Raw genomic sequence first — 24,674 nt, 5'->3', positions numbered from 1 at the left:
GTCGGGCCTTCTACGAGTTAGGTTGTGCGGATGATCGCGCGGGCGGCCGGCGCCTACTCCGGGAAGCTCCGATGCGGGTAGCAGGCCACGCTGAACTCCCAGGGCACCGTACCCTCCTGCGGCTGGTCGTACTTCTCGACAAACGCGCGCACCACGTCCTGGAACTCCCGCGCCGCGTCCTCCGTGAGGTACATCACGCCGCTGAGCAGCTCGCCGTGGGCAAGGCCCAGCTCCTTCTCGCGCTCCACCGCGTCCGACGCCGCGTAGGTGCGCAGCCCCGCGAAGACCTGCTGGTTGAGGTAGTCCACGAGGAACATCTTCTCCTCCTGGAGGTCCCCGCCCTCGTTGGCGCGCAGCGACACGTCCGTGGGCACGGCCCGCCAGTAGCGCGCGGTGATGCCGCGGATGACCTCGGTGTGGTCGAGCTCCACCAGGCCGAGCGACTCGAGCTTCTTCATGTGGTGCGTGACCGAGGAGGCGGAGATGCCCATGGCGTCGGCCAGCTGCTTGCACGTGGCCGGCTGCGCGAGGACCTGCATCTCGTGCAGCAGGCGCTGGCGCTGCGGGTTCATGTAGACGTCCAGCTGCTCGCGCGTCGTGATGTCCAGCGTCTTCTTGGCCATGGGACCTCCTTCTCTTATGGTTTCACGCTATAGTACGTTACATATTCTGTAATGTCAACAGTCCGCGTCTCCAGTTGGAAGCGAGAAGAACGGGGTACGATGGTGCCAATGCACCCAGCCCGAAGGAGCCCCATGAGCAACCACGAAGCGCCCGCACCCGCGGAGAGCCGCAAGATCTCCGTGCTTCTCAAGGTCTATGGCGTCTACTGCCTGATCACTGCCGCGGCCGTGCTCGTCCTTCTCGCGCTCATCGCGATTCCGCTCGTGCAGTACGGCGCGGACCTCTACCGTGAGCGTCACGACGTCACGCTCACGATGACGCTCGTCGCCGTCCAGCTCGTCACGATGTTCCTGGCGTCGGTCGGCTACGTCGCCTTCGGCGTGCTCGTGCTCAAGAACCGCCGCCGGCACGTGGCGCAGATCGCCTACGCGCTGCTCGGCGTGGGCATCGTCAACCTGATCCTGGAGATCATGCTCAACGGCTTCGGCGACAACCTGATCTATGACGGCGTGCGACTTGTGGTTCTTCTCGTCATCTCCGTGACCGTCGACCCCACGCTGATCTCCGAGCGCCAGCTCCAGCGCAAGCTGCGCGACATGGAGACCGAGGAGGAGGCTGAGGCGGGCACGCTCGGCCGCGCCAAGGGAGACCGCGGCTTCATCGAGCTGGACTTCTTCAACCTGTTCTGGGTCTTCGTGGTCTGCTGCGTGCTCGGACTCATCATCGAGACCGTCTACCACATGGTCGTCGTGGACCCGGGCGTCTACCAGGACCGCGCCGGCATGCTCTACGGGCCCTTCTCGCCGATCTACGGCTTTGGCGCCGTGCTCATGACCGTGGCGCTCAACCGCTTCTATCGCGCGAACCCCGTGGTCATCTTCCTGGTCTCCGCCGTGATCGGCGGCCTCTTCGAGGCGGCGGTCTCCTGGTTCATGCAGGTCGGCTTTGGCGCCGTGGCCTGGGACTACTCCGGCTCCACGATCTTCGGGCTCTTCCCGGACCCGATCGCCGCGCTCTTTGGCGGCCGCACGTCCACGCTCTTCATGTGCATGTGGGGCGCGCTCGGCTTCGTCTGGATCAAGGTCTGCCTGCCGTGGCTGCTCAAGCTCATCAACCTCATCCCCTGGCAGGCGCGCTACTCGTTCACCGCGCTCTGCGCCGTCCTCATGCTGGTGAACGGCGTCATGACGCTGCAGTCGCTTGAGTGCTGGTACCAGCGCGAGAGCGGCCTTCCGCCCAGCTCGCCGGTCGAGGAGTTCTACGCCGAGCACTACGACGACGCCTACATGGCGCACCGCTTCCAGTCCATGAGGATCACGCCCGAGGACGCCGCCCGCGGGTAGGGCGCGAGCGCGGCGTCCTTCTCACCGGACCGGTCCCGCTCCATGATTGAGTGACAAGTTCTGCGGCTCGCGGGCAACCGAGAGCGCGCATGGACGGTAAAACCTGTCAGTCAACAGAGGCCGGCGCGGTCACCGGGACACCGGACGACACGGCGGGACTAGCTCAGGTAGCCGCGCTGCGGGCGACCCAGCCGATGCGCGCCCACCAGGATCGCGATGCCGAGAAGGACGAGCGGCAGGCTCAGCAGCTGGCCCATCGTGATGGGACCGAAGAGGTAGCCGAGCTGGGCGTCCGGCACGCGGACGAACTCCACGAGAAAGCGGAAGACGCCGTAGAGCGCGAGAAACGCGCCCATGAAGGTGCCCTGCGGGCGCGGCGGCACGCGGCGCGACAGCGCGTAGAGCACCACGAAGATCACGAGGCCCTCGAGCACGGCCTCGTAGAGCTGCGAGGGATGGCGGTAGACCGCGCCGCCCGTCTCGAACATCACGCCCCAGGGCAGGTCGGTCTCCTTGCCCCAGAGCTCACCGTTCACGAAGTTGGCACAGCGGCCGAAGAACAGACCGATCGGCGCTCCGATAACGCCCAGGTCGCAGACTGATGCGATGGAGATGCCGTAGCGCCGGCACACCAGGCTGCCGCCCACGACGGCGCCTACGAGGCCGCCGTGGAAGCTCATGCCGCCGTGGTTGAGCATGAAGATCTCGAGCGGGTTCTCGAGGTAGTAGCCCGCGCCGTAGAACACCACGTAGAACAGGCGCGCGCCGATGATCACGCCGAAGACGATGCCGAGCACGATCGAGAGCAGGTCGTCGAGCGTGAGGCCGAGCCCCCAGCGCCTCTGCGTGCGCCACATGACCACGCCCGCGCAGACGAAGCCGGCGAGGTACGCCAGCGCGTACCAGCGCACGGAAATCGGGCCCAGCGAGAAGGCCACGGGATCGAGGGCGTGATAGATCTCGTTCAGCAGCACGTTCTTCTCGCCCCGCGCTAGAAGGCGGCCGGCTGGACGCGCGTCACGCCGGGGACGTGCTCCATGAGGATGCGCTCGATGCCCTCGGACATGTCGAGGGAGGAGAGCGGGCAGCCGGCACAGGCGCCCTGCATCTCCAGGGTGACGACGCCGTCGTCGGTCACGTCGATGAGGGCCACGTCGCCGCCGTCGGCCTGGAGGCTCTGGCGGATAACGTCGAGGGTTGCGTCGAGAAGCGCGCGATCAACAGCCATGGTGTTCCTTTCGCTGGGCTGGAATGGTTCCGTGAGACATCTTACCCAATGGGTGAGAAGAGATGACCTGACGTGGCGCCCTTCATGCGCGGGGCGGGACGGCGGCCGTCGCGCGCGGCCCCGAGCGCGGCGGCGACGCGGGCCACGGCGGCGGAGACCTCGTCGGCGCCCATGAGCTGGCCGTCGACGAGCAGACGGGTCACACCGGCAGCGACGAGCTCCGGGACCTGCGGGGTCGCGTCGAGCGGCTGGGCGCACCAGATGCGCGAGCGGCCGTTGACGTCCGTGCGCACGGGCAGGAGGTTGCCGTCGATGTCGCGCAGGGAGAGCGCGCGGGCGCGCTCCGGGCAGCGAGCGCAGTCGTGGCGGCAGCGGCCGAGCGCCTGCAGGACGCAGTGCTCGCTCGTCATCACGCGCTCGCGGCCCAGGACCGAGAGGCCCACGGGAACGGGCGAGGTGCGGGCGAGCGCGCAGACCTCCTCGAGCGTGAGCTCGGGCGAGAGCCAGACGCCCGCGGCACCCGCGGCGGCGAGGGCGGCGAGCGCGGATGCGTTGTGGACGGGGATGCAGGAGCGGAGCTCGGGCAGCGCACCACGCTCGGCGGCGAGGGCCAGCTCGGAGACGTTGCCCACGGCGACGGGCTCGCCCGTGTGGACCCACGGGTCCAGGCGGGCGTGGTCGGCCTCGCGGCATACCTCGTCCAGCCAGGGAATGACGCCGTCCGGCCACGAGCCCCGCGCGAGGTCGTCGGCGGACGCGTAGACGCGCGTCGCCCCGGCGGCGAGCGCGGCCTCGGCGCACTCCGGCGTCGTCACGACCACGCACACCTGGGTGTTTTGGGGGTCGTTCGGGGGGAAAACCGACGGGTGTGCATGGTCGGGCTCTCCAGCAGAGAGCGCACGATCGGCATAGGGCGCGAGCAGGGCCTCCTCCAGAAGGCGACACGCCTCGGCACGGACCTTGTGCACGGCCGAGAAGGGCATGCCGCAGCCGGCGTCGAGCGAGACGTCCCAGCCCACGGGCTCGAAGGCGCTCTGCCCCATGCGTCCCACGTGCTCCACGAGGTCCGCCTCGGCGACCGGTCGCGTGCGCGCGGCCTCCACGACGAAGCCCTCGGCGCGCGCGACCGCGGCGCCGTCGGCGCACTCCAGCTCCACCGCAAACGGCTCACCCAGGCGCGCCGTCACGCGCACGTGCACCGGCCGGCGGCGCACGACGTCCTTCTCGGCCACGCGCTCGGCCTCGTCGAGCGCCGCCTGGGAGCGAATCACGCGCACGAGCGAGCCGGCCTCCATCGGGCGGGCGGTGCGGCAGGTGATGGTCTCCCCCGCCGCCGCGTCGGCCGCCGCGTGCGCGGTCAGGAACTGCGACGGGTCGTCGACCGGGCGGATCTCCAGCAGGTCGCCGGCACCCACCGGCTCGTCGAGAAGGACCTCGACGTCGGCGCGCGTGACGCGCCGCATGCGCTCGCGACCGCCGTTGCCGCCGCCGCGCCGCACGAGCGCGTCCTCGAGCGCTCGCGACCCCACGACGCGGCCGACCAGCTCGCCGCGGTTGTTGGAGCGCTCGTAGCTCATCATGTCGTTGTCCGAGCCGCCCCAGAGGTAGCTCTCGGTGAAGTCGCGGTTGAACGCGCGGCGCAGGCGCCGGTCGCGGGCCGCGCGGGCGGCGTCGTCATCTCGGCCGTCACGCAGGGCGTCGAGCGCGCCGCGGTAGGCCGCCACCACGGAGAACACGTAGTCGGGCGCCTTCATGCGCCCCTCGACCTTGAGCGAGCCCACGCCGGCGTCGCGCATCTCGCGCACGCGGTCGACCGTGCGGTAGTCCTTCGGGCACAGCAGCCGCGTGCCGCCCACGCCGCGGCTCGTCTCGGGGATGCCCTGCGTGGCCACGCCGGGAATCTCCAGCACCTCGCCCTTCTCGTCCACCAGGTCGTACGGCAGGCGGCACGGCTGGGCGCAGAGGCCTCGGTTCGCCGAGCGGCCGCCCCGCATCGAGCTCATGAGGCACACGCCCGAGTAGCAGAAGCACAGCGCCCCGTGGCCGAAGCACTCCAGCTCCACGCCCTCCTCGGCGATGCGGGAGATCTCCGCCAGGGAGAGCTCGCGCGAGAGCGTCACGCGGTCCACGCCCCAGACGTCGCGGCACCAAGCCACGCCGCGCGCGTCATGGACGTTCGCCTGCGTGGAGACGTGGGTCTCCACTTCCGGCCACCGGCGACGGATCTCCGCCATGAGGCCCCAGTCCTGGATGATGAAGGCGTCGGCGCCGAGCCCCCAGGCGCGGCGCACGAGCTCCAGCACGCGCGGCAGCTCCTCGGAGGACACCGCCACGTTCACGGTCACGTAGACGCGCGAGCCGGCCAGGTGCGCCCGGCGGCAGGCGGCCGAGAAGGACTCGTCGTCGAAGTTCCCCGCGCCGCGGCGGGCGTTGAAGTCGCTTCCGAGGCCGCAGTAGATGGCGTCCGCCCCGGCCGCGAGCGCCGCGTTGAACGCCGCGGGCCCGCCGGCAGGCGCCAGCAGCTCGGGCACGCCGTGCCCCTCCAGGAACGTGGTCCTTCTCGCCATCTGCGCCGCCCTTCGGAACTCATGGCCTTCAAACTCTGGCGTATGCGAGAGCGCACCGTCCCCTTTGGATGTCGAGAAGGACGGCGCGCCCAATCTAGCTGTAGATATAGAACACGAAATCACCTTCGACCCCGGAGCGCTTTCGCATACGCCAGAGTTTGCGCGCAGCGGCGGGATCCGCAGTCCTAGACCAGACGCGCCCAGCGCTTCTTGCCGGACTGGACCGTCGTGCCGGCCGAGAAGAGCGACGCCTCCACGTTGTAGCACTTGGGCGCCACGGCCTCGCCGTTGATCTTGACGCCGCCGCCGTCCACGAGGCGGCGCGCCTCGCCGGCGGACTTGGCGATGCCCACCTCCACGAGGAGCTTGCCCAGGTAGACCTTGCCCTCGTCGTTGACCTCGGCCACGCTCACGGGGAACTCCGGCATGTCCTCGGGGGCCTCGGCGCGCTTGAACTGCGCGTCGAAGGCGGCGCTCGCCGCGGCGCCGGCACCCTCGCCGTGGTAGAGGTCCACGATGTTGGCGGCCAGCTCGCGCTTGAGCGCGTACGGGTCGGCGGAGCCGTCCGCGAACGCGGCGTCGATGGCGTCGAGCTTGTCCATGTCGGCCGTGGAGCACAGGCGCCAGTAGAGCGGCACCAGCTCGTCGGTGATGGACATGACCTTGCCGTACATGTCGGCCGGCTCGTCGGTGAGGCCCACGTAGTTGCCGTAGCTCTTGGACATCTTCTTGTGGCCGTCGGTGCCCACCAGAAGCGGCATCGTGAGGGCCACCTGCGGCTCCATGCCCATGGCGCGCATGAGGTCGCGGCCGGCGAGGAGGTTGAAGATCTGGTCGTTGCCGCCCATCTCGAGGTCGGCCTTGATGACCACGGAGTCGTAGGCCTGGAGCACCGGGTAGATGAACTCGTGCAGACCGATGGACTTGCCCTCGGTGTAGCGGTTGTGGAAGTCCTCGCGCTCGAGGATGCGGGCCACGTTGAACTGGCTCATGATCTTGAGCATCTCGGCGAGGTTCAGGCCCTTGAGCCACTCGCCGTTGTGCAGGACCGTGGTCTTCTCAGGGTCGAGCACCTTCATGGCCTGCTCGACGTAGGTCTGGGCGTTGGCCTCGACCTGCTCCTCGGTGAGGGGCGGGCGGGTGGAGTCACGGCCGGACGGGTCGCCGATGAGCGCCGTGCCGTTGCCGATGATGAGCGTCACGCTGTGGCCGAGGTCCTGGAACTGGCGCATCTTGCGCAGCGGCACCGCGTGGCCGAGGTGCAGGTCAGGGCTGGTGGGGTCGACGCCGAGCTTGATGTTGAGCGGCGTGCCCTTCTCGAGCTTCTTCTTGAGCTCCTCCAGCGGCACGATCTGCATCGTGCCGGACGTGATCACCTTGAGCTGTTCGTCAACTGGCAGCAAGTCTCTGTCCTCCACAGGGTCTTCGTCTCTCCAAACCGCCCGCGGGCGGCGGCATAGCAAACTAGCATAGTATAATGACGAATGACTGTGGACGGAACGTCCCGGACAAGGAGTGATAGATGGGAATCAGAACGCGTCGGGCGCGGTCGCACTCGAAGACCCACTTCGTGGGCTTCAGCCTCGCGGGAGCGCTCGGCTTCATCGCGCTTCTCTGCGTGACGCTGGCCCTCTCGCTGGGAGCGGTGGTCTCCACCTGGCTCGAGGACCTGCCCGACTACACCTCTGCCGACGCCTTCCTCGTGGCCGAGCCCACGCGCGTCTTCGACGCCGACGGCAACGAGATCGTGGCGTACTACCTGCAGAACCGTCGCTCGGTCGAGCTCGACCAGATCTCCGACTACGTCAAGAAGGGCACGATCGACACCGAGGACAAGCGCTTCTACCAGCACAACGGCGTCGACCCCGAGGGCATCGCCCGCGCGGCCGTGGGCCAGGTGTTCGGCGGCGGCGAGCAGGGCGGCGGCTCCACGATCACCCAGCAGCTCGTCCGCTGGACGGTCCTCTCCGACGAGCAGTTCGAGAACTCGCTGCGCCGCAAGGTCCGCGAGGCCTACATCGCCATCCAGATGGAGAAGACGTACACCAAGGACCAGATCCTCAGCATGTACCTCAACACCATCTACTACGGCAACGGCGCCTACGGCATCGAGGCTGCCTCGATCACCTACTTCAACAAGAGCGCCACCGACCTCACGCTGAACGAGGCCGCCACGCTCGTGGGCATCCCCAACTCCCCCACGTACTACGACCCCTTCGTCAACTACGAGAACTGCAAGAGCCGCCGCAACCTCGTCCTCTCGCGCATGCTCGAGGCCGGCGACATCAGCCAGGAGGAGTACGACACGACCGTCGCCGAGGAGATCCCGCTCAACCCCGGCGAGCTCACCGACTCCGACAGCAAGTACCCCTACTTCACCGACTACGTGCGCAACCTCCTGCTTCAGGACTTCTCGTCCGACACGATCGCCCAGGGCGGCCTCAAGGTCTACACCACGCTCGACCCCGACATGCAGAAGGCCGCCGAGAAGGCCGTCAAGAACCGCATCGAGGCAGCCAACAACGACGACGTGAACGGCGCCCTCGTCGCCATCGACAACTCAAACGGCTACATCGTGGCCATGGTGGGCGGCACGAACTACGGAAACGACGCCGAGGCCGGCCAGAGCACCATCAACCTCGCCACGAGCCGCAACCAGACCGGCTCCAGCTTCAAGGCGGTCGTGCTCATGGCCGCCCTGAACGAGGGCATGAGCCCCAACACCAAGATCAACTGCCCGTCCACGATCCAGGTCACGCCCACCTGGGCCCCGAGCAACATCTACAAGGCCAGCTACGGCGTCATCACGCTCCAGCGCGCGACCGCCGTCTCCTCCAACACCGGCTACGTCCAGGTTGCGGAGGCCATCGGCATGGACAAGGTCGCCGACATGGCGGCCAAGCTCGGCATCGACTCCCCCATCGAGCCCGGCCTGTCCTCGGCGCTGGGCACCTCGCCCATCTCCCCGCTCGAGATGGCCGAGGCCTTCTCGACGATTGCCAACGGCGGCGTGCACCGCAACCCCGTCGCCATCACCAGGATCGAGGACCGCAACGGCAACGTGGTCTACGAGCACGAGGACTCCTCCGAGCAGGTCGTCGACTCCGCCATCGCCGCCGACGCGATCGAGGTCCTGAAGACCGTCGTCACGCAGGGCAGCGCCACGAGCGTGAGGAGCTACTTCACCCACGACCAGCCAATCTTCGGCAAGACCGGAACCGCCGAGAACTGGTCCAACCTCTGGTTCTGCGGCGCCACTCCGCAGATCTCCTGCGCGGTGTGGGTCGGCAACCCCAACGCCAGCAGTAAGAGCGTCCGCTACCAGGGCGCCGTGGCGACCACCGCCAACACCGCGATTCCGATCTGGGGCAACTTCATGGATGACGCCCTCGAGGGGGTCGAGCGAGGCGACTTCCCCAAGTCCGACCACAAGGCGGAGTACAAGCCCAACAACTCCTGGACCTTCCTCGCCACCTCCAAGGGCTCGAACTCCGAGAAGGACGACGAGGAGAGGACCGAGGAGGAGGCGCCCGAGACCAACGAGCCCACGACGACAACCGAGCCGGAGACGCCGCCCGAGGAGGAGACCCCCGCCCGAGACTGAGCAGCCCGATCCCGAGCCCGAGGAGCCCCAGCCCGATCCTGATCCCGGTCCCGAGGAGCCCGAGCCCGAGCCGGAGCCCGAGCCCGAGCCCGAGCAACCCGAGGGCAACCAGAACTAGACCGCCTGACCCGGTCCAACCGCACATAGGCCCTGCTGCGCGGGCGCCGCTCCCCGATTGGGGGCGGCGCCCGCTTTCGTTGGCGGCACGCGGGGACGTATCATGCGATAAGTGGCTTTCTGCGAAACGCACGTCATGGAGGAGCTATGACCTACAACGATCACGGCGGCCGTCCCCGCCAGGACTCCGGCTCGCTCAGGGGGCCCTCACGCCCGCACGCCCAGGGCGGCCGCCCCCGCGTGACGCCCCAGGGCACCTACCACGGGCCGCGCGGGACGAGGTCGCGCGCCCAGGGCCCGCACCGCTCCTCCGGCCCGGGCTACCCGCTCCGCGCCCGCAGCATCAACTTCCAGAGCGGCCGGGCGCGGCGGCTCACCGCCAACCGCCGGCTCCTCATCCTCGCGGCCATCGCCCTTCTCGTCATCATCCTGCTCGTGGTCGGCATCTCGAGCTGCGTGAGCAGCTGCAGCTCCGGCCAGGGCGGCGAGACCAACCCCGCCGACGCCCGCGTGGCCGCCGGCGTCCCCGAGGAGCTCACGAGCTCCTTCACGACCGAGCTCAACCAGGGCGAGAAGCTCGCCCAGATCGCTGCCAACGCTGGCGCCTACGAGAACCAGGGGCTTCTCGAGCTCGCGCTCTCCGAGCCCTCCGCCATCGACTTCGTCGCCGCTTACCCGGACGCCGAGAAGGCCGCGCAGCCCTACGAGGACACCGTCGAGAAGGGCACGGTCCCGCAGCTCGTCTGCTGGGATGGCCGCTGGGGCAACGTCGACTACGCCGGCGGTCCCCTCGCGCTGACCGGCTCGGGCCCGGTTGCCCTCTCGATGGCCCACATGGCGCTCACCGGGACCGCCGACCAGACGCCCGACAAGATCGCCCAGGCCGTCACCGAGAAGGAGCTGGCGAGCGGCGACTCCTACCTGTCGGGAAGCTTCCTGACCGATTCGCTCGGCGACCTCGGCCTCGCCTGCTCCACGTACACCTCCAAGGAGGACAACCTCACCCAGGTCATAAAGGACGGCGTTTACGTGCTCATCGAGACCAAGGCCGACACCCTCTCCGCCTCCCCGCACTGGGTCATAGTCGTGGGAACCAACGCCGACGGTTCGCTCAAGGTCTACGACCCCACCTCGCCCGACGTGAGCGCACACCCCTGGGACCCCGCCACCGTGGCCTCCTGGGGCGACACGCTCTACGAGCTAAGCGCCGCGAAGGCCGACGAAGAGTAGCCTCGCGTCCGCGCGCCCTTCTCGCCGAAGCTAGCGAGGCAGACGCATCTCGTTGCGTCGCTTGAGCGCCCTGAGGTCGTCGAGACGCCGGATCGCCTCCTCGCCCATCCGTGCCGCAACGGCAACGACCAGCGCATCCACCAGAGCGACGGCACTCGTCATCGAGTGATAGTCGCATGGATCGCCGCGGTAGGCCGTCAATGTGACGTCGGCGGCTGGCTCAGACGGCAGGACGCGGCGTCCTGTGAACAGCACCGATCGGGCACCGACGTCACGGGCGTGGTCGATCGCCACCTCGACCTCAGCGGGCATGCGCTGGAATCCAAAGGCGACCAACACCGTTCTGTCGTCGGCGAGCGCGAGCCCCTCGGCAACATCCGAACCCGGGGCAAGCCGCACGACCTGCTTCCCGAACCGCATGAGCCTGAACGAGAGCAGCTCGACCAAACACGACGCGGCGCCCTTTCCCAGCAACAGGACCCTCCTCGCCGCGGCAAGCTCGTCGGCGACACGACTGAAGGCCTCCTCGTCGATCGCCTCCATCGTGTGGGCGAGGTTGGCACGCTGAACCTCGAGATAGGCGCTTGCCGAAGCGCCACCCTCGATGCTCGTCCGGATCTTCTCCGCCGGACCGAGCGTGGATGCCGCAACCGTGGACCTGAGCTCCTTGAAGTCCCTGAATCCCGCATGTCGGGCAAACCGCGAGACCGTGGCGTCGGAGATGCCCAGCCGCGCCGAGAGCTGTTGGATCGACATGACGAGAAACTCCGCCGGACACGCGGCGATGAAGTCCATGATCATGCGCTCCGCCTCGGTGTAAGAGACGTCGCCGCGGAAGAGCGAGAGCGGTGACATGCGTGCCCCCCTAGAGCGCCTGGCCGGCCAGGATCGTAGCCACGTAGTCCCCGCCGAGACGATCGATCTCCTTGAGGGCGCGCTTGAGATAGCCTGCGGTCTTCACGCGGAAGGCGGCGTCCTCGGCAAGGACGATCTCATACTCTCCCGCCTCGACCTGTTCGAAGAGGTCGTCGTAGGTCGTGCAGCGCCGCGCCATGCGCGTGACCACGCAACCATACTGGAACGCCTGGTGCGTGTCGCTGCCGGAAATCACGGGAATTCCCAGGCGCTCTCCGAGGCCGTGCGTGAGCCGCTCGGCGCGCTCGCGGTCGCGCGCGAGGTCCTTGCCGTTAAGGTCTATGAAGTCGAGGCGCGAGAGCTGCTCGTCGGCGAGCTCGGGGATGTGGCCCGGCGCGCGAAAGGGGTGTGCCGCGCCAAAGCGCAGGCCGCGACGGTGGACCTCGGCCTCGAGTTCGTCAAAGGGGAGAAAGTGTCCCTTTGCCTTGTGCGGCTCGAGCCACGCGTTCAGCTCGAGGATCTCCTCCATGGGGCCGAGCGCCAGTGTGTGACCACCCTCGGCCACGTCCGTCTCCATACCGGGAAAGACCAGCAGGCCATTCACGTCAAAGGCGTCGCCCACGCGCGAGTAGCGCGCAACGATGTCGGAGTAGACGTCGTGGAAGCCCTGCGTGTTGAAGTGCTCGGTGAGACACAGGGCGTCCAGTCCCGCCTCTATGGCCTCGTTGAAGAGCCAGTCGGTGTAGTCGGGCGAGAAGGCAAGGTACTTGGCGAGCTTCCCGTGCGTGTGAAAGTCGATGTCCATCTAGAGTCCCACAATCCTTGAAACGACGAAGCAGAGCACGACCCAGGCGACGCTCACGGCGACGAAGATCGCCTCCCGCGTCCCCGCGTGCAGCGAGGAGAGCTTGATCTTGAGCACCTTGAGGTTGGTCGCCGCATAGCGATACCCCTTGAGCTCGAGCGCCTCCACCGTGGTGCGCGAGCGCTTCGCGGTGTTGAGCATCAGCGGGTAGAACGACTGGATGATGATCTTCACCTGGTAGACGATCCAGCGAATCTTTCCCCTGAAGGTGTCGTGCGTCGGGGCACGCCCGCGCAGACGATACGACAGCAGGATGTTCTGCAGCTCCTCCATAAGAATCGGCAGCACGCGATACGCGAAGGCGATCGAGAAGGACAGGCGCTCGGGAACGCCGAACCACAGGAGGCCGTTGGAGAGCTTGTCCGGGTCGAGTCCCGAGAAGACCGTGATGCTCGCGAGCGAGCACGTAGCCACCTTGAGCGTCAACACGAGCAGCGAAAGGAGCGTGTCCATGTTGCCCTCGAAGAACAGCGACACGATGAACGTGTAGCCCGTCTGCGAGAACACACCAAGCGCAAAGACAAAAAGCACGAGCGGCGCCACGCGAGCCACACGCGTGGTGGCAACCGTCAGGACGAAGAGGCCGAGCAGCACGATAACGTCGTTCAAGAACCATGGCACGATGCCAAAGAAGAGGTACCACAGCAGCAGCACGCGCGGGTCGAGCGCCGCGATCGGCGTATCGTCGTTGCCATAGGCGTTCTTGAGCACCTGGTCGCGCAGAAAGTCAATGGAAACCTTGTCCAGCACGCTCTCGGAGATCTTCTCAATCATGCGCACATCACTTCCCCCACGTCCTTCTCGCCTTGGACGGCCTCCCACGCGGGGAAGCAGACGAGAAACTCGTCAAGTGTGTAGCAGGCGGCACGACAGTCGAGCGCCCGGCCCATCTGGAAGATCTCCGGCGGGCGGATGCCCGAGCGCTCGACCACGTCCTCGTCCATGAAGACCTCGTCTGGCGCGGCGTCTCCAATGACCTCGCCTCCGGTGAGCACGATGACGCGCTCGGCGAACTGGCAGACGAGCTGCATGTCATGCGTGGCGATGATCACGGTGTCCGTGACGCCGCGCAGGTCGGAGACCAACTTGGTAATCTCCTGGCGGGTGCCGATGTCGAGGTTGGCGGTGGGCTCGTCGAGCAGGAGGATCGGCGGGTCGAGCGCAATGCCCACGGCGAGCGACGCGCGGCGCATCTGTCCGCCCGAGAGCAGGCGACCGTCCCGCTCGGCGAACTCGGTGAGACGAAATCGCTCGAGCAGGGCCGCGGCGCGCTCTGCGGCGTCCTCAACACCGCGGGCACGCATGGCGAACTCAACGTCCGCACGAATCGAGTCCTTGATGAACATCTGCTCGGGGTTCTGGTAGACGAGGCTGATCTTGTCGGAGAGCTCGTCCGGGCCGATGTCACGCGTGCGCACGCCCTCGAGAAGGACCTCGCCCGCCTGAGGCTTTATGAGCCCGCACATGAGTTTCATGAGCGTGGACTTGCCTGCGCCGTTGGCGCCCACAAGCGCGACCTTCTCGCCGCGGTGGATGTCCAGGTCAAGTCCGTGAAACACCTGTCGGGGGGCGCCCTTGACGCTGCGGTAGCTCACGTCGACGCCCCGGAACGAGACGGCCGGCTCCGCGGTAGAGGCGGGGGCGTGCTCGCGCACGCGCGGGACGAACGGGACGCCCCAGAACGCCGTGGCGCCCTCGTCCACCGTGGTGGGAAGCACCGTGTCCTCAGGCAGCGCCCCAGCGCGGACGAGCTCGCGTGCGGCGAGCGCGATCTGAGGCGGGTGCACGTCGCTTGCCGCCAAATCGTCGATGCGACGCAGCGCCTCGTGCGCGGGGAGCTTCCAGGCGATGCCTCCGTCCACCATGAGGGCGGCGGTTGTGCAGTACTCGGCGATGAAGTCGGTGTGGTGCTCGATGACGATGATCGTCTTGCCGTACCTCTCGTTGAGCTCGCGCAGGACTCGGTAGGTCTGGTCGGCGTGATAGGGGTCGAGCTGAGCCACGGGCTCGTCGAGGACGATCACGTCGGGCTCGAGGGCAATGGCGCCCGCGAGCGCGAGCAGGTGCTTCTGACCACCGGAGAGCTGCCAGATGTAGGACTCGGCGCGATCGGCAAGACCGCAGAGCTCGAGCGCACGCATGCCGCGCTCTGCATAGTCGTCATAGGCGAAGTTCAGGCACGAGAAGGACGCCTCGTCGATGACCGTGGGACGCACGATCTGGTTCTCAAAGTCCTGATAGACGTAGCCAATGTGCTGTGCGAGCTCGCCGATCTGGGCGCCCGACACGTCAACGCCCGCCACCGTGATCTCCCCCTCGAGGTCGCCGACGATGAACTGCGGGATGAGCCCGTTCATGGTCTTGCAGAGCGTGGACTTGCCGCACCCGTTGGCACCCATGACGGCGAGAAACTCGCCCTCCGCCACGTCGAGGTTCACGTGGCGGAGGGTGGGTGCGGTCGCGCCGGGATAGGTGAAGGTAACGTCTCTGAGCGTGACTGCGGACACGTGACGCCCCCTACGCGGCCTTGATCTGGGCGTTGCGGTGGGCCCAGAAGGCGGCGACGGCGGCAACCACCGCGGCGACGGCGATGCCCGCGAAGAGCGCCGCCTCGCTCTCGGCCCAGTCGGCCTCCCACTCGATCAGGGAGAAGCCGGCCTCAGAGAGGCAGGCCACGGCGACGGCGACGGCAAAGCATGCGACGGCGCCGATCACGAGCTTGGCGGAGGGAGCCTCGGGGGCATTCTCGGGAGTGCGCGGCTTCATGCCGAGCAGCGGCTCGATCTTGCCGTAGAGGCGCGGGACGAGGAACATCGTCGGCAGCATGCAGAACAGGATGCCGGAGAAGAGCAGGTCGTTCACAAAGGCAAAGCCCTCGGTGAAGTAGACGGACTCGGGAAGGCCGGGCACCGCCTCAAACTCCTCGACGGCGAAGGCGACCTTGCAGATGTCCACGCCGGCGCTCATGGCGAGCTGGAGCGCGGTGCAGCCAAAGGACACGAGCGCGACGGTCCTCATGTTGCGCGGGTCCTTCACCAAGGTACCCGCGATATAGAGGGCGATGGTGACGGTGAGGAACTTCTCGAGCTCACCGATGCCGCCGAACTGGCCGAGCATGATCTCGGAGAACACGAGCTCACCGGTGGCGGCGCCGAGGGCGGCCGAGAGCGGATCGAAGAGCATGGCGATGGTGAGCGGGATGAACAGGAAGAACTCGACGGAGAACTCGACGATGCCAACCTGGACGGACGGAATCAGCTCGGAGATGAGCGTAGCGAGACCGTAGAGAGACATCGAGAGCACAAACGTCATGAGCTTTTGGGACTGGGTGTAGATTCCCCTCGTGGCAGACATTGGTTTCCTCTCCTTGTGCGAATCTATGCCGGCATGTCGCACGTTAGCGGGAGAAAACCCCTGTTCGCGTCAGTCGCCTGTAAGATGAAAATTAGCTTTCGTCGCTCTGCTCTATGAAATAATTCATGTCATGAGGTGAGCTCGGTCCCGATACGGGCCGCTATGCGAGAAAACCGCCCTCTCTGCGAACTTACACAGCGATTACGACACGTCTGTCCGATACGCGACTTCCGACGTTTTGGGGGCCGGAAACGTCGGAAGTCGCGTATTGCAGCAGCAGCCCCAAAGCAAGCGGCCCCGCCGAACCATGGGTCCGGCGGGGCCAGCGTCACTGATGTGTCAGCCCGCTACGACAGGATCTCCTTGGACGCGGCCTCGAGCTTGGCGCGCACGGCCTCGGACTCCTCGCGCGTGGCACCCTTGGAGAAGAGGTAGGCCTTGACCTTGGGCTCGGTGCCGGACGGGCGGAAGATGACCTTGTTGTCGTCCTCGAGGCGGAACTCGATGACGTTGGCCGGCGGCAGCACCTGCGCCGCCTCCTTCTGCAGGCCGGAGACGCGCGGCATCTCGGGGCCGACGGCGTAGTCGGTCATGCCCGTCACCTTGTAGCCGGCGATCTCTGCGGGCGGGTTCTCGCGCAGCCCGGTCATGATGGCGGCCATCTTGTCGGCGCCCGCCGCACCCGGGAAGGACGCGTTGACGGTGCCGTTCAGGTAGTAGCCGTACTTCTGGTAGAGGACGTCCATGGCCTCGTAGAGGTCCATGCCCTTCTCGGCGTAGTAGGAGGCCATCTCGACGCAGAGCATCGTGGCGACGATGGCGTCCTTGTCGCGGGCGTGCGTGCCCACGAGATAGCCGTAGGACTCCTCGAAGCCCATGAGGAAGCGGTCCTCCTCGCCCTCGTCCTTGAGCTGGTCGATCTGGTCGCCGATGTACTTGAAGCCGGTGAGCACGCGCCTCATCTCGAAGCCCCAGTCGCGCGCCAGCGCGTCCGGCATGGAGGACGAGACGATCGTGGAGACGGCCACCTTGCGCGCCACGTCCTCGCCGCGGTCGCGCGCCATCGTGGCGAGCCAGTCCATGAGCAGGACGCCCATCTCGTTGCCGGAGAGCAGCACGTAGTCGCCGTCGTGCGGGATGGCGGTGCCCATGCGGTCGGCGTCGGGGTCGGTGGCGACGACGAGGTTGGGCTTGACCTCCTCGGCGAGCTTGAGGGCCAGGTCGAGCGCCTCGCGGAACTCGGGGTTGGGGTAGGTGCAGGTCGGGAAGTTGCCGTCCGGCTCGGCCTGCTCGGGAACCACGGAGACCTTCTCGACGCCGATCTCGGCGAGGATGCGGGTCACGAGCTCCATGCCCGTGCCGTTGAGCGGCGTGTAGACCACGGAGTAGTCGTCGGACGCCTTGAAGCCGGGGACGGAGACCTTCTTGATGCTCTCGATGAAGGCGTCGAGGACCTCCTCGGGCGTCCACTCGATCAGGCCCTTCTCGAGGCCCTCGTCGAAGTCCATGACGCGCACGGCGAACGGGTCGACCTTGGCGATGTTCGCGGAGATCTCGGCCGCGGCCTCGTCGGTGATCTGGCCGCCGTTGTCGTTGTAGACCTTGTAGCCGTTGTAAGGCGCGGGGTTGTGGGAGGCCGTGAGGACGATGCCGGCGGAGGTGTGCAGGTGGCGCACCGCGAAGGAGAGCGTGGGGACCGGCTCGATGCGCGGGTAGACGTAGACGTGGATGCCGTTGGCGGCAAGGACGCCCGCCGCCACGCGCTGGAAGTCCTCGCCCTTGTTGCGGGAGTCGCGCGCAAGCGCGAGCGTGGGGTTGTCGTAGTGCGCGTTCAGGTAGTCCGCGACGCCCTGGGTGGCCTGGGCGACCACGTGGACGTTCATGCGGTTGGTGCCCACGCCGAGCGTGCCGCGCAGGCCGGCGGTGCCGAAGGCGAGGTCGCGGTAGAAGGCGTCGAAGAGCTTCTCCTCGTTGCCCTCGCGGCAGAGGTCGTCGAGCTCGATCACCAGGTCGGACTCCGTGACGTTGTCCTGCCAGGCGCTGACCTTGGCCTCGATGGATGCGTCCATTGTTCCCCCAATGCTCAGGGCGCGGACATGCCGCGCCGTGTCCACACGTATGTAGCCATAGTAGTCGCCACGGGGCCCGCCGCGTGCCTCGCCTTGTCCGATGGACGCCCCGCGTCGGCGGACGGAGCGCCTCACCTACGCGCGCTCCACCAGATAGGCGTGGTGAATCCTCCGGTTGCGCGAGAAGTCCTCGGGGATCGTCTCCTCCGTGATGTCGGTGAGGCGAACCCCGGCACGCTCGAGCTTCTCGACGTCCGGCTTGAAGCTGCGCAGGTTGCACGAGAAGATCGCGCACCCGCCGCGCACGAGCAGGCGCGACACGCCGATGACCAGCTCCGCGTGGTCGCGCTGCACGTCGAAGGAGGCCTTGCGCATGCGCGCCGAGTTGGAGAACGTGGGCACGTCGCAGAAGATCAGGTCCCAGCGGTTGCGCGTGTGACGCTGCTCGGAGACCCAGGCGAGCACGTCGGCCTGCACGAACTCGTGCTCCGGGCCGGCAAAGCCGTTGCGCGCCATGTTGCGCCGAGCCCACTCCAGGCTCGGTCGGGAGAGGTCAACGGTCGTGGTGTGCCTTGCGCCGCCGTCCGCCGCGTAGCAGGTCGCGGTGCCCGTATACGCAAAGAGGTTGAGGAAGCGCTTGGACCCCTTGGTCCGCTTCATCATCTCGCGGATGCGCGAGCGCGTCTCGCGATGGTCCAGGAAGATACCGCAGTCGTGGCGCGCGTCGAAGTTGACCTCGAAGGTGAGGCCGCCCTCGTCCACCAGGTGCGAGCCCCTCGGGAGCTCGACGCCGTCGGGCCGGCGAGAAGGACGGTCCCGCCGCGACGCCCTCTCGGACGGCCGCGCCTCGTCGGCGTACTGCGAGCCGCCGCGGGAGCGCGTCCGCACGCGGACGCTCACGTCGCCCGGCGCCACGTCGAGCACACGCGGCGCGATCGCCAGCACGTCGAGCAGGCGGCGGCGCGCGAGCTCGGGGTCCACCCCGCGCGGCGCGGCGTACTCGGAGATCTGCAGCCAGCGCCCCGGGGTCTCGGAGCCCTCGTAGAGCTCGATGGCGACGGCGTAGTCGGGCAGGTCGGCGTCGTAGACGCGGTAGCACGTCACGTCCTCGCGACGCGCCCACTTGGCACGCTGCTTGGCCACCTTCGCGAGGCGGCGGGCAAACTGGTCGGAGGCGGGCACGAGCACGCTCGCACTCCCGACGCCCGGCAGCTCCACCGAGGGTGCGGGTTCGACGGAGTCGCTCTGCTCGTAGACGCGGATGGCCGCCGGGTCGCGCCCGACGATGACCTCGGTCACGGACGCGGGATCGGAGCGCAGCGCGGCGTCCGGGGCGGCATCACGGGAGAGCACGACGAGCCTTTCCCCCGCGTGGGCCGCAAGGTCGGAGAGTGCCGCCGCCTCCGTCGCGAGCGCCGTCTCGCCCACCCACGACAGGTCCGCCACCGCAAGGTGACACGAGGGGACGGCCCCGTCGCACCCCTCCGGCTCCAGGGCGATCCCGGCGCCGCGCAGGGCCTGGCGACAGGCCGAGAGTGCGCCCGGGCGGCTGTCGTGGACGAGCAGCGAGCAGGGGTTCTTCTCGCCCGCGGCGGAACGCGCCTCAGCCTCGGCGAGAAGCGTCTGCCAGGCGTCCGCGTCATGCCCCGCCCAGCCGGCGAAGCCCCAGCGCGAGCGCAGCAGGCCCGGCGCGCGGTCGAGCGCCATGCCCGCGGCCTCCACGAGTACGCTGCCCTGGCCCGGCCAGAGCGCGGCGAGGCTCGGCGAGCCGGAGCGCGCGAGCTCAGCCCAGCCGCCGGCGGCGAGAAGGGCTGCCGCGTAGTCGGGCCGCAGCGAGCTCAGGCGAGCGTCCGGGCGCGTCGCGTAGCCGCGGTGGAAGAGCGGCTCGCCCGCGAGGTCGACCGCCAGCGTCGCGCGTCGGCCGGAGAGCCGCACGGAGACGGTCAGGTCGGCGCGGGCCGTGTCCACCACCGGTCGGGCGCCGCGTGCGGCGAGCAGGCGGTCGACGACGGCGTCCTTGGTGCGCAGGGCCACGAACTGCGTGTTGCGCAGCTGGGCGTTGGTGCCATGGGCGTCCACCGCGAAGGTGGCGCCGGGCGCGAGGTGCTCCTCCCAGGCGACTCCCGAGGCACCCTCGTAGAGCTCGTCGGCATCCGCCGCCCCCACGCGGGCGAGCACGAGCAGCACGCGCGAGGCGAGCCGCGACCATAGGCACGCCCGGTAGGCGTCGGCCAGGCCCCCGTCGAAGCTCACCTGGCCCTGCAGCGGGCGCACCCGGGGAACGCCCAGGCCCTCCAGCTCGTCCGCCAGCAGCCGCTCGAAGCCCTTGGGACACGTCGCCACAAACTCCATCGGGTCACCTCTCGCCCGTCATTCTCGGATCTGCCTAAGTCTATCCGAGCCAACCATACATACCTATCGATTTTTGCCCCAAACCGCCCGCAAACCGACGGGTGTGTATGGTTGGGCCGCCCACGCGACCGAGAAACGCTACACTTGTCGCGTCTCTACAACCCCGAGTTTGGAGTTCCATGGCAACGAAGGCCACGCCCGCTCGCAAGCGCTACACGGGCATTCCTCTTTCCGCAGCAATGATCCTCGTCACGCTGGGCGTCGTGTACGGAGACATCGGCACGAGCCCGATGTACACCCTCAAGGCGATCATCTCCGGAAACGGCGGCCTCCCCACCATGTCCCAGGACGTGGTGCTGGGCGCCCTCTCGCTCATCATCTGGACCCTCACCCTCATCACCACGGTCAAGTACGTGCTCGTGGCCATGAAGGCCGACAACCACAACGAAGGCGGCATCTTCGCCCTCTACAGCCTGGTCAAGCGCTGCGGCCGCTGGCTCATCATCCCCGCCATGATCGGCGGCGCCGCGCTTCTCGCCGACGGCATCCTCACCCCGGCCGTGACCGTCACCACCGCGATCGAGGGCCTGCGCACCGTCGACTTCATCTACTCCCTCATCGGCGACAACCAGGGCATCGTCGTCGCCATCGTGATCTGCATCCTCTGCGTGCTCTTCTTCCTCCAGAAGGCGGGCACCTCCACGATCGGCAAGCTCTTCGGCCCGGTCATGACCGCGTGGTTCGTCTTCCTCGCGGCCGCGGGTCTCATGAACATCGGCCTCGACCTGAGCGTCCTGCGCGCCTTCAACCCGGTGCGCGGCATCATGTTCCTTTTTGACGGCAACCTCAACGCCGCCGGCCTCATGGTCCTGGGCAACGTGTTCCTGTGCACCACCGGCGCCGAGGCCCTCTACTCCGACATGGGCCATGTGGGCAAGCCCAACATCTACGCCACCTGGCCGTTCGTGAAGGTCTGCCTCATCCTCAACTACCTCGGCCAGGGCGCCTGGATCATCGCCAGCTCCGGCAACGCCGAGCTCGCCGCGATCCCCGACCTCAACCCGTTCTTCCAGATGCTGCCCGAGCAGATCCGCGTCTTCGCCGTCCTGCTCTCCACCTTCGCCGCGATCATCGCCTCCCAGGCGCTCATCACCGGCTCCTACTCCATCGTCTCCGAGGCCGTGCGCCTGGACCTCATGCCGCACATGCGCATCAACTACCCCTCCGAGACCAAGGGCCAGATCTACATTCCGCTGGTCAACAGCATCATGTGGATCGGCTGCATCTGCGTCGTCCTGCTGTTCCAGACCTCGGCGCACATGGAGGCCGCCTACGGCCTGGCCATCACGGTCACCATGCTCATGACCACCGTCCTGCTGACGATGTACCTCTCCAAGGTGCGGCACAAGACCGCGCTGGCGGTCCCGTTCGCGGTCTTCTTCGGCGCCATCGAGTTCATGTTCTTCTTCTCGAGCCTCACGAAGTTCTTCCACGGCGGCTACGTCACCGTGATCATGAGCTTCGCCCTCTTCGTGGTCATGTACGTGTGGCGCCGCGGCACGGCCGTCGAGCGCACCCAGACGGTCTACCTGCCGGTGGACAAGTACCTCGACCAGATCTTCGACCTGTCGCACGACGAGGACTACCCGCTGCTCGCCGACAACCTCGTCTTCCTCACCAACGACTCGTCGTTCGACAAGCTCGACCGCGACATCCTCTACTCGATTCTGGACAAGCGCCCCAAGCGCGCCAAGGCGTACTACTTCCTCAACGTCCAGGTCACCGACGAGCCGCACACCCACGAGTTCATCGTCAACGACTTCGGCACCGACTTCCTCTTCAAGGTGCAGCTGCGCCTGGGCTTCAAGGTCAACCAGCGCATCAACACCTACCTCTACCAGATCGTCGCCGACCTCATGGAGCGCGGCCAGCTGGCCCCGCAGAACCACAAGTACTCGATCTACCGCGAGCACAGCACCGTGGGCGACTTCCGCTTCTGCCTCATCCGCAAGATGCTCTCCCCCGAGACGGACATCTCGGGCTTCGACCAGCGCATCATCGAGATCAAGTACTTCATCCGCGGCTTCTGCGGCTCGCCGGCGCGCTGGTACGGCCTCGAGAACTCGAGCGTTATCTTCGAGTACGTGCCGCTCTTCTCCAAGACCAAGCGCCAGCACAAGCTCTCCCGCCGCGCGCTCGAGGAGGTGGCGCCGCAGGTCGCCGCCAAGCTCGCCGAGAGCCGCGAGAGCGCCGAGGAGGACGAGGACATCTTCTCCGTCCAGATGCGCGACGAGCGCGAGGCTCAGGCCGAGGAGGCCATGCGCGGGCTCGTCGGCGGAGACACCGCCAGCTTCCGCCCGCTCGTCATCGACGAGGAGGACGAGGGCGACGAGGGCGAGATCGAGGACGGGGGCTCCGAGACCGTCCAGGAGGGCGAGGAGTAGACGTCCTCCTCGCCTGCCCGTCGCAGCAAGGGCCCGGTCTGCCTGAGCAGACCGGGCCTTTTTTCGCGCGGGGCGAGAAGGACGAGCGGGCGTGACCCTAGCGCTCGGCCATGGGGACGTAGTCGCCGCCGTGGGGCATGACGGAGTTGTAGGCGGGGCGGATGATGCGGCCGGCGCCGTAGAGCTCCTCCATGCGGTGGGCGGTCCAGCCGGCGAGGCGCGCCATGGCGAAGATGGCCGTGTAGAGGTCCGGCTCGATGCCGAGCATGGAGTAGATGAAGCCGGTGTAGAGGTCGATGTTGGCGCAGATGGCCTTGCCCGACCCCTTGACGTCGTGCATGACCTGCGGCCCCAGGCGCTCGATGCTCTCGATGAGGTCGAAGCGGTCGGACAGGCCCTTGTCGGCGGCCACCTTGCGCGCGTACTTCTTGACGATGACGGCGCGCGGATCGGAGAGCGTGTAGACGGCGTGGCCCAGCCCGTAGATCAGGCCGCTCTTGTCGAAGGCCTCCTTGCGGACGATCTTCTCGAGGTAGCTCGCCACCTCGTCCTCGGAGTCCCAGCGGCGGACGTGGGAGGCCACGTCGTCGATCATCTGGCTCACCTTGAAGTTGGCGCCGCCGTGCTTGGGGCCCTTGAGCGAGCCGATCGCCGCGGCGTAGGCGGAGTAGGCGTCGGTGCCCGACGACGACAGGACGCGCGTGGTGAACGTCGAGTTGTTGCCGCCGCCGTGCTCCGCGTGGAGGATGAGCATGACGTCGAGCAGCATGGCCTCCTCGTGCGTGAAGCCCTCCTCGCTCTTGAGGACGTCGAGCACGGTCTCCGCCATGGTGTAGCCCTCGCGCACAGGGGGCACCATGAGCTTCTCGTCCGCGAGCTGGGCCTTGTGCGCCGCGTGCGCCACGGCTGCCGTCCGCGGCCAGCGGCCGAGCAGCGAGAGCGCCACGTCGACCTCGTGCGTGGGCGAGGTGTCGTCCGGGTTGGGGTCGAAGGCGTAGAGCAGGAGCGTCGCACGCTGCAGCACGTTCATGATGTTGTGGCTGTAGGTGGCGCGCGGGAAGATACCGAGGTAGCCCTCGGGGAGCTGCTTGCGCGCGTCGATGCGGGCGCGGAAGTCGTCGAGCTCCTCGCGCGTGGGCAGCTTGCCGGCGATGAGCAGGTACGCGACCTCCTCGTAGCCAAAGCGGTCCTCGGCCTGGGAGTGGTCGATGAGGTCGGCGACGCGGTAGCCACGATAGATCAGGTCGCCTTCGTCGGGCTCCACGCCGTGCTCGGTCTTGTTGTAGCCGTGGACGTTGGAGATCGTGGTGAGGCCCACGAGCACGCCGGAGCCGTCGGCGTTGCGCAGGCCCCGCTTCACGTCGTACTTGGCGTAGAGCTCCGCGGGCACCACGTCCACGTCCTCGTAGCCGTGGTAGAGCCCGTCCGAGACGGGCGGCAGGCCCAGGCCCACCGACGGCATGGGATAGGCGTCGGCGACGTGGTCGAAGGCGGGGGTGTCGCGCGGGGTGAGGATGGGCCGACCGTTCGACCTGGTGATGTGAAGCATGCGTGCCTCCTCCCTCGGGCTGCGGGGCGAGGGGCGGGGCCCGACGCGCCGTCCGAGTCTGAGCTTCCCTCCGGCGCGGGGCCTAGAGGCGGTACATGTAGCGGAAGACCTTCTCGCGCTGCATCGTGATCTGGACGCCAAGACCCTCGGCAAGCTCGTCGAGGCAGTCCTTGAGTGACGAGAAGTCCGTGCCCGCGAGGTCCACGAGCATCGTCATCGTGAAGATGCCCTGCAGGATGGTCTGGGAGATGTCGAGGATGTTGGCCTCGCGCTCGCTGAGCGCGCCGGCGACGGCGGCGACGATGCCCGGGCGGTCACCGCCCAGGACGGTGATCACGGCCCTGTCGTCAGAGGTCTTCGTAGCGTCGGATATGGTCATGGCGTTCCTCGCCTCCTGTCTCGAATCCGTTCAGCCCCACCATTGTACGGGCAGGGGCAGGATTCTCACAGCACCCACACGGCAAGGAACGCAA

General features: G+C 67.6%; 18 protein-coding genes. 4 read left to right on the top strand and 14 right to left on the bottom strand.

Translation table 11 applies throughout. The features are described from left to right. Positions 1 to 53 precede the first annotated feature (53 nt). Positions 54 to 623: a winged helix-turn-helix domain-containing protein gene (locus INF26_RS02140; RefSeq protein WP_193529081.1), complete on the bottom strand. Its 570-nt coding sequence runs from the start codon at positions 621 to 623 to the stop codon at positions 54 to 56. Positions 624 to 755: 132 nt separating this feature from the next. On the opposite strand from INF26_RS02140, the gene INF26_RS02135 reads away from it, so the two are divergent. Beyond that, positions 756 to 1,967, top strand: coding sequence for a putative ABC transporter permease (locus INF26_RS02135; RefSeq protein ID WP_193529080.1), 1,212 nt, complete (start codon positions 756 to 758; stop codon positions 1,965 to 1,967). Positions 1,968 to 2,125: 158 nt separating this feature from the next. On the opposite strand, the gene lgt is transcribed toward INF26_RS02135, so the two are convergent. The 4 genes from lgt to tyrS form a co-directional block, all read right to left on the bottom strand. After that, on the bottom strand, positions 2,126 to 2,941 hold the full coding sequence (gene lgt, locus INF26_RS02130; RefSeq protein WP_193529079.1) for a prolipoprotein diacylglyceryl transferase: 816 nt from the start codon (positions 2,939 to 2,941) through the stop codon (positions 2,126 to 2,128). A gap of 17 nt (positions 2,942 to 2,958) precedes the next feature. Further along, positions 2,959 to 3,195 carry a NifU family protein gene (locus tag INF26_RS02125; protein WP_087226890.1) on the bottom strand — a complete coding sequence of 79 codons (237 nt, stop codon included), beginning with the start codon at positions 3,193 to 3,195 and terminating at the stop codon, positions 2,959 to 2,961. A gap of 41 nt (positions 3,196 to 3,236) precedes the next feature. Beyond that, positions 3,237 to 5,762: a U32 family peptidase gene (locus INF26_RS02120; RefSeq protein ID WP_193529078.1), complete on the bottom strand. Its 2,526-nt coding sequence runs from the start codon at positions 5,760 to 5,762 to the stop codon at positions 3,237 to 3,239. 185 nt (positions 5,763 to 5,947) lie between these two features. Then, positions 5,948 to 7,165, bottom strand: coding sequence for a tyrosine--tRNA ligase (tyrS, locus tag INF26_RS02115; protein ID WP_193529077.1), 1,218 nt, complete (start codon positions 7,163 to 7,165; stop codon positions 5,948 to 5,950). Between the two features lie 119 nt (positions 7,166 to 7,284). Between tyrS and INF26_RS02110 the strand changes: the two genes are divergently transcribed. Together INF26_RS02110 and INF26_RS02105 are read left to right on the top strand one after the other, a co-directional pair. After that, positions 7,285 to 9,366, top strand: a complete 2,082-nt coding sequence (locus tag INF26_RS02110) for a transglycosylase domain-containing protein (protein ID WP_193529076.1) — start codon at positions 7,285 to 7,287, stop codon at positions 9,364 to 9,366. Positions 9,367 to 9,630: 264 nt separating this feature from the next. Beyond that, positions 9,631 to 10,713 (top strand): cysteine peptidase family C39 domain-containing protein, encoded by a 1,083-nt coding sequence (locus INF26_RS02105; protein WP_193529075.1) that lies wholly within the window; start codon positions 9,631 to 9,633, stop codon positions 10,711 to 10,713. Between the two features lie 30 nt (positions 10,714 to 10,743). Here the strand turns inward: INF26_RS02105 and INF26_RS02100 are convergent, their stop codons facing one another. From INF26_RS02100 to INF26_RS02070, 7 genes are all read right to left on the bottom strand, one after another. Next, entirely contained in the window at positions 10,744 to 11,568 is an 825-nt protein-coding gene (locus INF26_RS02100; protein ID WP_193529074.1) for a MurR/RpiR family transcriptional regulator, read from the bottom strand. A 10-nt stretch (positions 11,569 to 11,578) separates the two neighbouring features. Then, entirely contained in the window at positions 11,579 to 12,373 is a 795-nt protein-coding gene (locus INF26_RS02095; protein ID WP_193529073.1) for a PHP domain-containing protein, read from the bottom strand. Continuing rightward, complete coding sequence (locus INF26_RS02090) at positions 12,374 to 13,207, bottom strand: energy-coupling factor transporter transmembrane component T family protein (protein ID WP_193529072.1); 834 nt, start codon at positions 13,205 to 13,207, stop codon at positions 12,374 to 12,376. After that, positions 13,204 to 14,940, bottom strand: coding sequence for an ABC transporter ATP-binding protein (locus INF26_RS02085; RefSeq protein ID WP_193529071.1), 1,737 nt, complete (start codon positions 14,938 to 14,940; stop codon positions 13,204 to 13,206). The genes INF26_RS02090 and INF26_RS02085 overlap by 4 nt, the downstream gene beginning before the upstream one ends. A gap of 10 nt (positions 14,941 to 14,950) precedes the next feature. Continuing rightward, complete coding sequence (locus tag INF26_RS02080) at positions 14,951 to 15,787, bottom strand: cell division protein FtsQ (protein WP_193529070.1); 837 nt, start codon at positions 15,785 to 15,787, stop codon at positions 14,951 to 14,953. A 347-nt stretch (positions 15,788 to 16,134) separates the two neighbouring features. After that, entirely contained in the window at positions 16,135 to 17,856 is a 1,722-nt protein-coding gene (locus INF26_RS02075) for a phospho-sugar mutase (protein ID WP_193529069.1), read from the bottom strand. Positions 17,857 to 17,991: 135 nt separating this feature from the next. Then, positions 17,992 to 20,208: a THUMP domain-containing protein gene (locus tag INF26_RS02070; protein WP_193529068.1), complete on the bottom strand. Its 2,217-nt coding sequence runs from the start codon at positions 20,206 to 20,208 to the stop codon at positions 17,992 to 17,994. A 179-nt stretch (positions 20,209 to 20,387) separates the two neighbouring features. Here INF26_RS02070 and INF26_RS02065 point away from each other — a divergent pair, with 179 nt between their 5' ends. Then, positions 20,388 to 22,652, top strand: a complete 2,265-nt coding sequence (locus tag INF26_RS02065) for a KUP/HAK/KT family potassium transporter (RefSeq protein ID WP_193529067.1) — start codon at positions 20,388 to 20,390, stop codon at positions 22,650 to 22,652. A gap of 97 nt (positions 22,653 to 22,749) precedes the next feature. On the opposite strand, the gene INF26_RS02060 is transcribed toward INF26_RS02065, so the two are convergent. Both INF26_RS02060 and INF26_RS02055 read right to left on the bottom strand, forming a co-directional pair. Then, positions 22,750 to 24,201 carry a citrate synthase gene (locus INF26_RS02060; RefSeq protein ID WP_193529066.1) on the bottom strand — a complete coding sequence of 484 codons (1,452 nt, stop codon included), beginning with the start codon at positions 24,199 to 24,201 and terminating at the stop codon, positions 22,750 to 22,752. 82 nt (positions 24,202 to 24,283) lie between these two features. Next, positions 24,284 to 24,580: an ACT domain-containing protein gene (locus tag INF26_RS02055; RefSeq protein ID WP_193529065.1), complete on the bottom strand. Its 297-nt coding sequence runs from the start codon at positions 24,578 to 24,580 to the stop codon at positions 24,284 to 24,286. Positions 24,581 to 24,674 lie beyond the last annotated feature (94 nt).

Origin of the sequence: Thermophilibacter gallinarum (assembly GCF_014982725.1) — a bacterium.
GTDB lineage: Bacteria > Actinomycetota > Coriobacteriia > Coriobacteriales > Atopobiaceae > Thermophilibacter > Thermophilibacter gallinarum.
This window is presented reverse-complemented; position numbering and strand designations above follow the sequence as displayed.

What these genes read in the sequence shown, in the direction of transcription:
- INF26_RS02140 (WP_193529081.1), bottom strand. Translation starts at nt 623, where the DNA reads ATGGCCAAGAAGACGCTGGACATCACGACGCGCGAGCAGCTGGACGTC.
- INF26_RS02135 (WP_193529080.1), top strand. Translation starts at nt 756, where the DNA reads ATGAGCAACCACGAAGCGCCCGCACCCGCGGAGAGCCGCAAGATCTCC.
- INF26_RS02125 (WP_087226890.1), bottom strand. Translation starts at nt 3,195, where the DNA reads ATGGCTGTTGATCGCGCGCTTCTCGACGCAACCCTCGACGTTATCCGC.
- INF26_RS02120 (WP_193529078.1), bottom strand. Translation starts at nt 5,762, where the DNA reads ATGGCGAGAAGGACCACGTTCCTGGAGGGGCACGGCGTGCCCGAGCTG.
- INF26_RS02110 (WP_193529076.1), top strand. Translation starts at nt 7,285, where the DNA reads ATGGGAATCAGAACGCGTCGGGCGCGGTCGCACTCGAAGACCCACTTC.
- INF26_RS02105 (WP_193529075.1), top strand. Translation starts at nt 9,631, where the DNA reads ATGACCTACAACGATCACGGCGGCCGTCCCCGCCAGGACTCCGGCTCG.
- INF26_RS02100 (WP_193529074.1), bottom strand. Translation starts at nt 11,568, where the DNA reads ATGTCACCGCTCTCGCTCTTCCGCGGCGACGTCTCTTACACCGAGGCG.
- INF26_RS02095 (WP_193529073.1), bottom strand. Translation starts at nt 12,373, where the DNA reads ATGGACATCGACTTTCACACGCACGGGAAGCTCGCCAAGTACCTTGCC.
- INF26_RS02090 (WP_193529072.1), bottom strand. Translation starts at nt 13,207, where the DNA reads ATGATTGAGAAGATCTCCGAGAGCGTGCTGGACAAGGTTTCCATTGAC.
- INF26_RS02080 (WP_193529070.1), bottom strand. Translation starts at nt 15,787, where the DNA reads ATGTCTGCCACGAGGGGAATCTACACCCAGTCCCAAAAGCTCATGACG.
- INF26_RS02075 (WP_193529069.1), bottom strand. Translation starts at nt 17,856, where the DNA reads ATGGACGCATCCATCGAGGCCAAGGTCAGCGCCTGGCAGGACAACGTC.
- INF26_RS02070 (WP_193529068.1), bottom strand. Translation starts at nt 20,208, where the DNA reads ATGGAGTTTGTGGCGACGTGTCCCAAGGGCTTCGAGCGGCTGCTGGCG.
- INF26_RS02065 (WP_193529067.1), top strand. Translation starts at nt 20,388, where the DNA reads ATGGCAACGAAGGCCACGCCCGCTCGCAAGCGCTACACGGGCATTCCT.
- INF26_RS02060 (WP_193529066.1), bottom strand. Translation starts at nt 24,201, where the DNA reads ATGCTTCACATCACCAGGTCGAACGGTCGGCCCATCCTCACCCCGCGC.
- INF26_RS02055 (WP_193529065.1), bottom strand. Translation starts at nt 24,580, where the DNA reads ATGACCATATCCGACGCTACGAAGACCTCTGACGACAGGGCCGTGATC.